The sequence below is a fragment of the Calidifontibacillus erzurumensis genome (genome assembly GCF_013303125.1).
Classification (GTDB): domain Bacteria; phylum Bacillota; class Bacilli; order Bacillales; family Bacillaceae_J; genus Calidifontibacillus; species Calidifontibacillus erzurumensis.
On sequence record NZ_JABTTE010000031.1, the window covers coordinates 16470 to 28827 of the forward strand.

Sequence of the window (12358 nt, forward strand, 5' to 3'; positions counted from 1 at the left end):
ATTCTACCATGCAGGTAAACAGATTGGAAATAATATTTTTTTGTATTTTCTTGTAAGATTTTTGTAAGGTTTTTGTAAGATTGATAGAAAAAATTGATGTATTCCGTTTATAATAGATTTATTAAAAATTAATATTCGTTTGGTATCGATTGCTGAAAGAGGTCTCCGATTCGGCATGAGTAGAGCTTTGAAAAGTAAAGTGGGAGATGGATTTCCTATTCTCTTTTGCTTTATTGCTTTAAATAGATAACTTTTTAAAGAAAATTTTGTAATTGTTAGCAGGTCCTAGAAAAATAGAAACCTCACAGCGGAGGTCTGATTATCAGAAGGTGTTATGACTGATTTTCGATCCCAAGCATTCTAAAAGAATTGCAGCAATGGTATGTTACGAGTTGTAATGCAAAATGCAAGTTCCTTTCGAAATATTTTGGAAATTTGTTCATCCTTATTTATTAAGGGCAGATCGAGGGGTATTGGTCTGTCTTTTGATTGTAATGAAGAAAGTGATGTTTGAACAAAACATTTTGTAGCCCTTAATATGAAAAATCACCTCTTATTTTGGAAGACAGTTTTTACTCATATATCACCTTATTTTTGTTTCCCGTTAAAAAAATTTTTAAAAATATTGATTTGTATCACTTAATAATGACTTTCATTTTCATAAAATTAAGTTGAAAAATCTTAAAAAACTTATAGAATTTTGAAGTGTTTGACCAAGTCTCATATTTTGAAACTTAAATTTCTGGGAAAATTCATCATGAAAATCGCTCATTTTCATTTCTTATAAGAAAGGTGTTCATTTAATGGTTGTAGATATTGAAATACAAAAACTTGAAGAACAAATAAATAAAGTAAAAAAAGAATTGGTATTAACGGTAAAAGAGACAGGTTTAAATAGTCAACAGACATTAAATTGCAGTCAGCGTTTGGATGCTCTCATTACGGCTTATCAAAAAATGCGTGCGGTAGGTTGTGAAAAGTAAATCCCAAAAGAGGTGAATACCTAATGAAACGCCTAACGATGTATGTATTAGGAATTTCTTGTTTAAAATGTATTCATTTAATTGAAGAAGAATTAATAAATTTGAGCGGCATTTTTTCATTCAAAGGATTGTTGCCGAAAGGAAAAATTGTTATTGAGTTTAATCCAAGTTTAGTGAGTGTTACGAAAATAATAGATCAAATCGAAAATAAAGGTTTTGCTGTATTGAAAACGATACAAAAAGAGGATCGTGAATTATTGTTTGATTAAATAGTGGTGTAGTCTTTTTGATTTAAATAAGAAATAATGTCAATGATAATCCATATTTATTAGTCCGAATCCGAATAGGGATTCGGACATATTTATTTGCATAAATTTTCCTATTTTTAATACTTTATATTTGATTTTTATGTTTATAATGGTGATAATTGTAATTACAATTATAAATGAAGAACAGGTTCATTAATGGAATTGAACGTCAATTCTTTTTCTTTGTTCATGTTGAAGTTTTGGCATACGGATTTCTAAAACGCCATTTCTATATGTGGCTTTCACATTTTCTGCATTAACTCTGCTTGGCAATGACACTGTCCGTTGGAAACGTCCGAAAAATCGTTCTTTTCTATGCATATTTTCTTCTTTGATTTCTTGATGACGGTTAACATTGCCGCTAATCGTAAGCATTTGGTTATCGATGTCAATATTTACATCTTCTTTCTTTTCAAGTCCAGGTAGGTCGCAGGTTGCAATGACTTCTGTATCTGTCTCGTAGACATCGATTCTTGGCATGTTCAAACTTGGGCCAAAAGCAGTTCTTAAAGCAGGAAAATCGTCAACAAAAAAGCGATCGAACTCTCTCCTCATATTTTCGAGATGGCGAAATGGTTCATACGGGATTAAGGACATGTTTTCAAACCTCCTTTATCATGAATCAATTACAACGTTATTTTTCCAGCTTTTGATTTTCGTTATTCATCATAAGATGATGGCACGAAAAAAATGTATAAGTTAAGAAGTAATAGCAATAAAAAAGATAGTTTTTATCGTAAATAGTTGATTATGCTGATTTTCAATAATATATTAAGGAAGAAAATTTATTAAAGCTGGATTTTGAAAATAAAGGAAGGTTTGAAGTATGAATTTGCCATCTGATTTTATACATAAATTTCAACAGTATTTACAAGATGAAGCAGATGCATTTTTTGCTTCCTATCAAGTGTCGAGAAAAAGCGGCTTGCGGATTAATCCATTAAAAATAACAGCAGATGAGTGGGAAAGAATTTCTCCTTTTAAACTTGAAAAGATCCCTTTTGCTCAAAATGGCTATTATTATCAGGCAGATCAAGATCAACCTGGGAAACATCCTTTTCATGCTGCAGGATTGTATTATATTCAAGAGCCGAGTGCGATGTTTGTTGCTGAACAGCTCGCACCATCAAGCGGGGAAAAGGTGTTGGATTTATGTGCGGCACCGGGAGGAAAAACAACCCAGTTAGCTGCAATGATGAATGGACGCGGTGTTCTCGTTGCCAATGAAATCAACTCGAAACGTGTGAAAGCTTTATCAGAAAATATTGAGAGATTAGGAATTACAAATGCAATTGTTATCAATGAAACACCTGAACGGTTAGCCGAAAGGTTTCAAGGATATTTTGACAAAATTATAGTGGATGCGCCGTGCTCCGGAGAGGGGATGTTTCGTAAAGACGAGGAAGCCATTTTGCATTGGAGCGAAGATAAAGTACTGGCATGTGCAAATGAACAAAAAAATATATTAGACGCAGCTTATCTTATGGCTAAACCAGGTGGAATCATTGTTTATTCTACGTGTACATTTTCACCGGAAGAAAATGAACAGACGATTGAAGCATTTTTAATGAAATATCCAGATGTAGAATTGCTGCCGATTGCAAAAATAGATGGCATAGAGTCAGGTCGTCCAGAATGGTCGCTTACGAAAAATTATGAATTAGAAAAAACAGCAAGGCTTTGGCCGCATAAAATGAGTGGGGAAGGGCATTTTGTTGCCAAAATGAGAAAAACAGAAGATACAGGTAGTTCGAATACCAACCTAAAAATTCCTAATATTAGCAAAGCTCAATTAAAAGATTTTCAATCATTTTTGGCAGAAACGATTAAAGGTAAAACGTTCCGAAACTTTTATCTTTTCAATCAGCAATTATATTCTCTACCAGATGATTGTCCAAACTTTCAAGGATTGAGGGTTCTTCGAGCAGGTCTGCATCTTGGGGTATTGAAAAAAAATCGGTTTGAACCGAACCATTCGTTAGCATTAGCATTAACGAAAGATGATGTATTACATACATATCCTCTTTCATCAACGGAAGATGAAAGATGGCTTCAATATTTGAAAGGGGAAACATTTACAACCGGTGAGGACAGAGGATGGATCCTTGTTACTATTGATGGATTTCCGCTTGGTTGGGGAAAAGAAGCAAAAGGAATTCTTAAAAATTTTTATCCAAAAGGATTAAGAATTAAAGTGTAAATAGTGGAAAAAACTTTATAGAAAGGGCGATCTTTTCCCTTTAAACAGTTTTGTAATAACCGAGTAAATCATGAAAAAACTAAATAGGAAGGAGGTTTTGAAATGGAGTTTCCAGATAGGGAGTTATCAGCAGAACAAAGGGAAGAAATTTTAAAAATATTGAAAGACCGTTTTGAAAAAAATATGAACCGTCATGAAGGACTTGAATGGACGAACGTGCAAGCAAAGTTGGAGAACAATTCAATCAAACTTTGGTCGCTTTTTGAAATGGAAAGAACCGGCGGTGAGCCGGATGTAGTCGGGTATGATGAAGAAACGGATCAATACATCTTCTACGACTGTTCCCCGGAGAGTCCGAAAGGCCGAAGAAGTGTTTGTTATGACCGGGAAGCTTTAGAATCAAGGAAAAAGCATAAACCTGAAAACAGTGCAATAGATCTGGCAGCCGAGATGGGAATTGAAATTTTAACTGAAGAGCAATATCGGGAGTTGCAGAAACTTGGTGAATTTGATTTGAAAACTTCAAGTTGGATCAAAACACCCGACACAATTAGAAAGTTGGGCGGGGCTCTTTTTTGTGATCGCCGCTATAACACTGTATTTGTGTACCATAATGGTGCAGATTCTTATTATTCATCTAGAGGATTTCGCGGTTCACTAAAAGTTTAAATGTAGTTAAAGTCATTTTTGCAATCACCGTTTTCTGTTTTGGTAAATTTCGCGGCTCACTGATAGTTTGAAATTGCGCTCTTTTTAATCAACATTTAATATTTCGTAGTTTCGCAACTATCTGGTGGATTAATGAAAATTTCGATCTTTTTTATTTACCGTTTAATGTCATGGTAGTTTCGTGCCTTCGCTGAGGGTTTAAATGAAATTAAAACTACTCGATTAGTAATAAAAAAGTTGGGGCACAACTCCTTTCGATTTCGGATGCGAGAAATTTATTTTCGATTGTTAGGAAGAGAGCATTATGTATTGAATTATGAAGATTGCAAGTTAGAGGAGTAACTTTTATGGGGCAATCGATTTTTTCAAACTTAGGTGTCATTTTACTTGGGCATTTTGCAATGAGTGTACTCATGAATCATCGTGAAAAGATCCCGAAAAATATTTTATTTTTTTGTATTGTCGTCCTTTTTTCATCGGTGATCATCCTACTATTTTATTTGCCTGTGCAGTTTGGAGAATTTACATTTGATTTGCGACTGGTTCCTCTTTTTATGTTGGCAATATTTCAATGTTGGGAAAAAACGCTTATTATTCTTTTAATCGTTTCCGTCTGGCGCTTTTTGATGGGAGGAGAAAATGTATTTTTCGGGGTTCTTTTTGGAATGGTCCTGCCGACTTTGGTTGCTTTGGTATTTGATATCATTAACAAAGGTAAAAGGAATATTTACCAAATTATTATTTTAATTACAATCTGTTGGATGATTTCTGATTTTCCAATTGTGCTTTTTGTTCCAAATGGAAAAGAAATTTTTCAACAACTTTTTCTCATCAAATATATATCGGTTGTATTGCCATCTATCATCTATTATGCTCTCGTACTACATGAGCGTAAACGCGAATCTTTAAGACAGCAGTTACTTTTTCTTGCTTCACACGATCCTTTAACAAAATTGTTAAATAAAAATCATTTCATTGATATCGTGGAAGAGAAGATTAAAAATCCTTATTACAATCACTTTATAGCAATGATCGATATCGATTATTTTAAAAAGTTTAATGATAAATACGGCCATTTAGCCGGTGATCAAATTTTGATCAGCATTGCATCGATTTTAAAAAAATATGAAAGTGATGATTTAATCGCTTCAAGGTACGGTGGAGAAGAATTTATTATATATTTAAGGACTTTGAATTCTGATCAAGCTATAGATACATTCCAAAAATTGCAAAATGAAATACGGAACACTTCATTTCAAATTGAATCAAATCTTGACGTTTCCATTACGGTATCTATTGGTTTAGCTAAAATTAAAAAAGGAGAAATTTTGCACGAAACGATCAAGGTGGCAGATCAAAATTTATATGAAGCAAAGGAAAAAGGAAGAGACCAGCTTATAGTTGTATGTTAGCTTGCTCCTGTAATCTGACAGAGGATTTGGGGGCATTTTTATTTCGTTTTATAATTATATGGAAAATTCAGGGGCATCTTCAAAGCCAAAACAATTGCTTTCATTAGCCCCATTGATCATTAATTTATTTAAAATAATTATGCAAAAAACCATAGCGACAAGGCGAGTGTCATTCCGAAAATCCAGTGATGGATCGCAGCCCATTTCATAGATTTCATTTCATCTTGACGGGTTGCATTTTTACGAAGCAGCCATCGAAGTTTACAAGCTGCAGGTAAAGCTATGATCGTAAAGAAAGCAGTTAGAGGAATGATGCGGAAATATATTAGTGAGAAAACTGAAAGATAGGCTATTGCTAAAATGATTGTTAGCAAATGCGCTGCCCGGTTTCGACCAAGCCTCATTGCCAATGTGCGGCGGATGTTTTCATCTTTTTGAATGTCTCGTATATTATTTGTTAACAACATTGTCATGATTACGAATGCGTAAGGCAACGCGAGAGCTGTAATCGAAAAGTCAATGGCATGGCTTTGAACAACATAGCCGACGAATGTTGGAAAAAGACCTAGAAATATAAATGCAATCACTTCCGCTAGTCCAAGGCTGGATAAAGAATATTTGCCGGCTGAATATTTATAACCAGAAAGAATACCTAATCCACCTATTGCTAAAATCCATGCTACATGACTTTCAATAGAAACCCAAATACTGATGATGATAGCTAATATAAAAAGTGTAAAAGCCACTAGAGGAACGGAATGATATGGAGGATTACTCATATATGATATTTTCTCTGAGACAACCCATTTTTCTTGATCTTGCCCTTTTTGATAATCGTAATAATCATTGAGCATATTAACAGCGGATTGAACGAAGAGCCCGACTATAAGGACAGCTAGGAATAGATCATACCTGAAAGGACTGAAAGTTTTAGCCAAAGCTGCTCCTGCAATGGCTGGGCTTAAAGTGCCCGTGAACGTCAAAGGACGGATCAATTGAAACCAAGATTCGCGGTACACTAACCATTTTTTTTCGATAAAATTATTTTTTTCAATGACGGCCATTTTTTGCACCTCCCATACATCTATACAAAGCAGAACACTGAGGTAATTTTTTTAAAATAAAACCATGATCGCAATGAGAACGGCGAATCCTAAAGGCTCAACGGATTCTATAAGAAAAAGTTTCAACAATGCGCGGTATAAGTTTTCTTTCATCCCTTGATCGGCTTCAATCCAAAGTAGTTCATTATTTAAAACTTTTTCCATCTGTTTGTAGCCAATCAATGCGCCCCATGCAAGGGAAAGTGAAGCTACGATGAACGCAGTTAGCCATAGACTTCCAAAACGTGTATTCCATATATCATTCCAATGATCAATCGGGCCAAGAACGGTTCCTAAAAGAACACCGGTGAAAATGACTCCAAGCCCTGCGATTGTAAATAAAGGGTGAGCCCATTTCATAATGGCAAGTAACAAATCACGCTGTTCGACATATTTTAGGTGTCTTATCGCTGGAAAAACCCCCCAACCGATAAAGGAAAGTCCCCCCACCCAAAAAATCGCCAGTAAAATATGCAATCCTAAAATAATTTGGTGAAAAATCCAAATCATGTCATCAACCTCATAGATTTTTAGAAAATAGGCTATGTGAATGAATCTTTTAATTCGTTTCACATAGCCTTGAAGGAAAAAAGAAAGAGGGATTTTTACTATCGATATCATTTTAATAAAATAAAAGTTAATAATCTTTGATATAAATCACTTTTTTCAAAGAATTTTTTAAGTTCCTAGGATTGGAACTCCACTAGGCTGGACTTATGTTAAAAACTTCACTATACTTGTCCATAGGAAACTTGTGAAAGAATGGAGGATGAGAATGGAACAGCTAGTTCAAAAATATTTGTCAACGGTAAATGGGGATTATTGGTTAACGGAAAATGAATATGATAATTTACGAATTAGTTATCGGATTAAGGACATTATTTTTGAGCAAAGATCAGCTTTCCAAGATGTTATGATACTTGATTCATATAATTTTGGAAGGATGCTTGTTTTAGATGGCATTGTACAAACAACTTCGGTTGATGGTTATATATATAATGAAATGATTTCACACGTGCCAATTTCAATTCATCCAAATCCTAAAAAAGTTTTAATCATTGGCGGCGGCGATTGCGGTGCAGCAAAAGAAGTGTGCAAGTATGAGGAAGTTGAGCAAATCGATGTTGTCGAAATTGATGAAGTAGTCGTAAAAGCTTGTATAGAACATTTGCCTGAAGTATCAGGAAATCTAAACGATCCGCGTGTTCGATTTGTTTTTGAAGATGGGGTCGTTTTTGCTGCGAATAAAACAGATGAATATGATGTAATTATCGTCGACTCTTCCGATCCAATCGGTCCAGCTAAAGTGCTTTTTGAAAAAAGTTTCTATGAAAGTTTGCACAAAGCTTTAAAACCTGACGGATTAATGGTTTGCCAAAGCCAGTCGCCGATTTTCCATTCAGACGTGATGAAACAGTCTTATTCACGCATAAAAGAGCTTTTTAAAGAAGTGAAAATGTATACAGCTGTCGTACCTACGTATCCTGGAGGATTCTGGAGCTTTACGATCGGCTCGAAACAATATATCAATGTTAATCCTAGCAAAGTTAAAAATAAACAAACGCAATATGTAAATGAACAAATTATCGAGAGTTGTTTTGGATTACCACAATTTGTAGTAAATAAATTAGAGGGTAAATAGTTGGCAGACTAGAACAAATGAATGGGTTCCATCAGCTGCTTGCCATGGGCCACTTGATGAGTTGGACACTCCTCATCCATTCGGGCAGCTGGTGGAATTTTTTTAGAAAATCAATTCCATTTATCATAATGATTAGCGATAGACAATCTGATATAGTCAGTAAAATCAATTTCTGTTAATTCCTTGGTGTTTGTCCATTTGAAATTAGAAATCTTTTTTTTAAAAGGTTGATAATAAACGAGTTTTTAATATTGTAACCTTTTGAAGCATGGTCGGATTTATTTTCAATAATTGTTCTAACAATACCAAGTTTTTTTAATAATATTATTGCGGTTACCTAATGATCCTGTTACCTCCTTCCAAAGAAGTTCCAGCTTTCCATCTTTTAGCATTTGTGAAAAAGACTCAATTGCTGGGAGCGAATAAATTTTAGCAGGTATTGATAATCCCCCCATCAGTTTAAGTTTTGTTTGTCTTTTTCCACTTTCATCAAAAAACACACTGATTTTTTCTTGATTACCCATAGAATTTTCCCTTTTCATGAGTTGATAAAGAAAATTTCATTTGTAATATTACGGTACAATATACATTCTCACTCTGGTAGTGCGAACTTATATTGGGATTGAAATAACTCACCCTGGTGGTGCGTGAAATCAATTGTTTAATGAAACTATTAAGACTAAAAGACCGGTAAAAAATTTTTTACCGGTTTATTTTTTGGTCGGGAATTTAAATCATAAGGGAGCTGCTCAACCGGGAATTATGATAGAACAAGGATTATTTTTGGAATTGATTCTAAACTTCTTGTAAGAATAATATTTAATAAATGGCAAAAGGAGTCTTCCTTTAGTCGAATAGTTTATTGGACCGTATACGTCTACTAATTTCGACACATCGTAGAGGTCCTCCACCTTTAGTTCATGAGAGCGGAAAAAATAGAACTAAAAAATGTTATAATTAAAAGTATGGAAAAATTTAAAAAGGAATGAGCGTTTTGTGGCAAGAAATCATAACAATTGAAGGACCGTATGATTTTGACAGAGTGATTGAGCGACATGCGCTTGATCCATTAAATGTAGTTGATTTGCAACATCGCACGATTAAAATTCCGATAGTAATAAATCATAGTCGTTATGTCGTTGAAGTTACCGGCATTGGAACTGTTGAAAAGCCCGCTTTTAAAGTTTCCGGCCGAAATGAAAAGCATAAAGCGGATCAATTAAAAAGAATATCTGAAATATTGCAATGGCAAATTCCTTTAAAACCAATTCATCAACATTTTCAAAAGACCGATTTAAGCGGGATTTTTCAAGAACATTATGGAACGCCGCTTGTTCTTGATTTTGATCCTTTTAGCTGTCTTATGAAATGCATTATTCATCAACAATTAAATATGGCATTTGCCCATACGTTAACAGAGCGTTTTGTTAAAACTTTTGGTACGAATATCGATGATGTATGGTTTTATCCAAACGCTGAGACATTGGCAAATGTAACGGTTGAGGAGTTGCGTGAACTGCAGTTTAGCACAAGAAAAGCCGAGTATATCATTGGCCTTGGAAAAGCGGTAATAGACGGCACATTAAATATTGAAATTTTAGCAAGACAAACGGATGACGAAATTTATCGTCAATTAATTAAATTGCGAGGAATTGGCCCATGGACGGTTCAAAACTTTCTTCTATTTGGTCTTGGAAGGGCTAATCTTTTTCCTACAACAGATATCGGCATTCAAAATGCGTTAAAAAAATTATATAACCTTGACCGAAAACCAACTGTAGATGAAATGGAAAGATACAAACAAATGTGGGAGCCTTACTTAAGCTATGCAGCTTTGTACTTATGGCGTAGCATTGAATAAAGAACTTATAAAGATATCCATAAAAAAATCTTATCAATTGAAGCAAGAACAGGGGGACGTTTTATTGTCCCTCTTTTTTATGGCCACAAAGTTTGCCCAAACAATTAATATTTGTACCTTAAAAAACTGTCCCTACGTTGCCTAGCATTAATGAAAAAGATTGATTAATATAAATATAGTCATAGTTTTTTGAAAAAAGTGATATCTCCAGATTAAAAGGGGGGACATTTTAATGAACCGGATCAATGAAGTTTACGAAGAATTAAAGCGCTTGGAAAAAGAGAATAAACAAGGGATTACTGCTGCCGAAATTGGAAACAGTTTAAATATAGATCGTTCAACTAGTAGCAGATACCTTAATGAATTGGTAAGAAAAAACAAAGTATTTAAGATTGAAGGGAAACCAGTTCGTTATAAAACGAACGCTACAATGAAATCTTCTTATTTAGATAAATTTGATATTCGAGCAGGAAAAAGTCTAATAGCCATCCTAGAAAAGGCAATGGCTGCTGTTATGTATCCTACGAAGCCATTACCCATTTTAATTACTGGGGAAACTGGAACTGGGAAAACTTTTATGGCTGAAACTTTAGCTGAAATTGTAAATAAGACATTAGGTAAAAACAAACATATGCCTTTTATTTCGTTTAACTGTGCAGATTATGCACATAATCCTGAATTATTAGTTGGACAAATTTTTGGTGTAATAAAAGGCGCTTATACTGGTGCGAACTCAGATAAATTTGGACTTGTTGAACGTGCAAATAACGGTATTTTATTTTTGGATGAAATACATCGTCTTCCCCCATCTGGACAAGAGATGCTTTTTTATTTAATTGATAAAGGGATTTACCGCCGATTAGGTGAATCTACTACAGAACATAAAGCGACTGTTGCATTAATTGGGGCTACAACTGAAAATCCTAAAGAAGCCATTTTACCGACACTTTACCGCAGATTTACTGTTAAATTGGAAGTTCCACCATTACGTGAAAGAAGTAGGGAAGAACGGGAAGAGCTTGTTGACCAATTTTTAGCAGAAGAAGCTGGAAAAATGAATACGAATCTATCAATCGTAGATAGTTGTAAAGAAGTGTTTTTAAGCTATGATTATCCCGGTAATATTGGTCAGTTGAAAAGTGAAATTCAAATTGCCTGCGCTAGAGCTTATTTACGATATTTAAAAAATGAAGTAGATCAAGTCGTTATTACAGAAGATGATCTTTCTAGTGAATTGTTTAATTTTTCTAAAGAAAATATTATATATCAGGAAAAAATCGAAAAAATTGAAACCAAATCTATTCGTTCTAAAACTGATACAAATTCATTGCTTCTACCAAATATTTATAAACAATTGAACGGAATCATTAAAAACGAACCGAATGAGATCAGTAAGGAAAAAATTCAAAAGATTATAAAGAGTTATGTCCAAGAATTATCAAAAAATTACATGCAGCCACATTTTGCAACCGAAAAAAGTTGGCAGCAATTAATGGATCAAGATTTAATCCATGCATTAGAACGTGCCTATATTCAATTGAAAGACCAAATGCCAATTTATCTTAATATGAACCAATTATTTGTATTGGGATTACATCTTCAAAATTATCGGGCGCATGGACATTTAGAAAACAAATCATTACCTACGATTGTACACCCGAATGTGCAATATCGTGTTGCAGCACGGCAAATCGCCGATGTGTTGGAAAAAACAATAGGGTTTTATCTACCAGAAGAAGAAATTGAATTAATAGCTTTCTTTTTATCACCTGAACAATATGTTCAAACGATGGCAAAGCAATCGATTGCTGTTTTTCTTATTACACATGGCCAGTCTACAGCTTCCTCAATGGCCCAGGTTGTAAATTCTTTATTAGGATATGATGTGATTCGTGCTATTGATATGCCATTGAATGTACTAGCAAAAGATATTTATGAACGGGTAAAATGGGAAATCAAACGGCTTGGAAATGTAAATGGAGTCCTTTTGTTAGTAGATATTGGTTCATTAATAACAATGGGAGATACATTTCAACATGAAATTGAATTGCCGATCAAAACCCTTTCCGGTGTGAATTTACCAATGGTTATTGAAGCAGGAAGATTATCCCTTGTTAGTGATATGACGTTAAGTGAAATCTATGAAAAGACCAAAAGGGCAATGTTTACATTAATAAATA

The 12358-nt window shown here is 34.2% G+C and carries 12 protein-coding genes; 8 read left to right on the forward strand and 4 right to left on the reverse strand.

Annotated features, from left to right (window positions below):
* The first annotated feature begins 803 nt into the window (after positions 1-803).
* Both HR057_RS15780 and HR057_RS15785 read left to right on the forward strand, forming a co-directional pair.
* Positions 804-983: an aspartyl-phosphate phosphatase Spo0E family protein gene (locus tag HR057_RS15780; RefSeq protein WP_173732402.1), complete on the forward strand. Its 180-nt coding sequence runs from the start codon at positions 804-806 to the stop codon at positions 981-983.
* 23 nt (positions 984-1006) lie between these two features.
* Entirely contained in the window at positions 1007-1252 is a 246-nt protein-coding gene (locus HR057_RS15785; protein ID WP_173732403.1) for a heavy-metal-associated domain-containing protein, read from the forward strand.
* A 192-nt stretch (positions 1253-1444) separates the two neighbouring features.
* Here the strand turns inward: HR057_RS15785 and HR057_RS15790 are convergent, their stop codons facing one another.
* The gene (locus HR057_RS15790) at positions 1445-1888 is read right to left on the reverse strand and encodes an Hsp20/alpha crystallin family protein (RefSeq protein ID WP_173732404.1); all 444 of its coding nucleotides are present in this window, start codon (positions 1886-1888) and stop codon (positions 1445-1447) included.
* Positions 1889-2117: 229 nt separating this feature from the next.
* Here HR057_RS15790 and HR057_RS15795 point away from each other — a divergent pair, with 229 nt between their 5' ends.
* From HR057_RS15795 to HR057_RS15805, 3 genes are all read left to right on the forward strand, one after another.
* On the forward strand, positions 2118-3491 hold the full coding sequence (locus tag HR057_RS15795; RefSeq protein WP_173732405.1) for an RsmF rRNA methyltransferase first C-terminal domain-containing protein: 1374 nt from the start codon (positions 2118-2120) through the stop codon (positions 3489-3491).
* A 102-nt stretch (positions 3492-3593) separates the two neighbouring features.
* Positions 3594-4160 carry a DUF4256 domain-containing protein gene (locus tag HR057_RS15800; RefSeq protein ID WP_173732406.1) on the forward strand — a complete coding sequence of 189 codons (567 nt, stop codon included), beginning with the start codon at positions 3594-3596 and terminating at the stop codon, positions 4158-4160.
* A gap of 347 nt (positions 4161-4507) precedes the next feature.
* A complete protein-coding gene (locus HR057_RS15805; protein WP_173732407.1) occupies positions 4508-5572 on the forward strand; it encodes a GGDEF domain-containing protein in 1065 nt (354 codons plus the stop codon).
* A gap of 137 nt (positions 5573-5709) precedes the next feature.
* Here the strand turns inward: HR057_RS15805 and HR057_RS15810 are convergent, their stop codons facing one another.
* Both HR057_RS15810 and HR057_RS15815 read right to left on the reverse strand, forming a co-directional pair.
* Positions 5710-6636, reverse strand: coding sequence for a prenyltransferase (locus HR057_RS15810; RefSeq protein ID WP_173732408.1), 927 nt, complete (start codon positions 6634-6636; stop codon positions 5710-5712).
* A gap of 51 nt (positions 6637-6687) precedes the next feature.
* Entirely contained in the window at positions 6688-7185 is a 498-nt protein-coding gene (locus HR057_RS15815) for a hypothetical protein (RefSeq protein WP_173732409.1), read from the reverse strand.
* Positions 7186-7450: 265 nt separating this feature from the next.
* Between HR057_RS15815 and speE the strand changes: the two genes are divergently transcribed.
* Complete coding sequence (gene speE / locus HR057_RS15820) at positions 7451-8317, forward strand: polyamine aminopropyltransferase (protein WP_173732410.1); 867 nt, start codon at positions 7451-7453, stop codon at positions 8315-8317.
* A gap of 296 nt (positions 8318-8613) precedes the next feature.
* Here the strand turns inward: speE and HR057_RS15825 are convergent, their stop codons facing one another.
* Positions 8614-8841 carry a hypothetical protein gene (locus HR057_RS15825; RefSeq protein WP_173732411.1) on the reverse strand — a complete coding sequence of 76 codons (228 nt, stop codon included), beginning with the start codon at positions 8839-8841 and terminating at the stop codon, positions 8614-8616.
* A gap of 470 nt (positions 8842-9311) precedes the next feature.
* Between HR057_RS15825 and HR057_RS15830 the strand changes: the two genes are divergently transcribed.
* The gene (locus HR057_RS15830; protein ID WP_173732412.1) at positions 9312-10178 is read left to right on the forward strand and encodes a DNA-3-methyladenine glycosylase family protein; all 867 of its coding nucleotides are present in this window, start codon (positions 9312-9314) and stop codon (positions 10176-10178) included.
* 232 nt (positions 10179-10410) lie between these two features.
* On the forward strand, positions 10411-12358 hold a 1948-nt coding region (locus HR057_RS15835), incomplete at its 3' end, for a sigma 54-interacting transcriptional regulator (protein WP_173732413.1).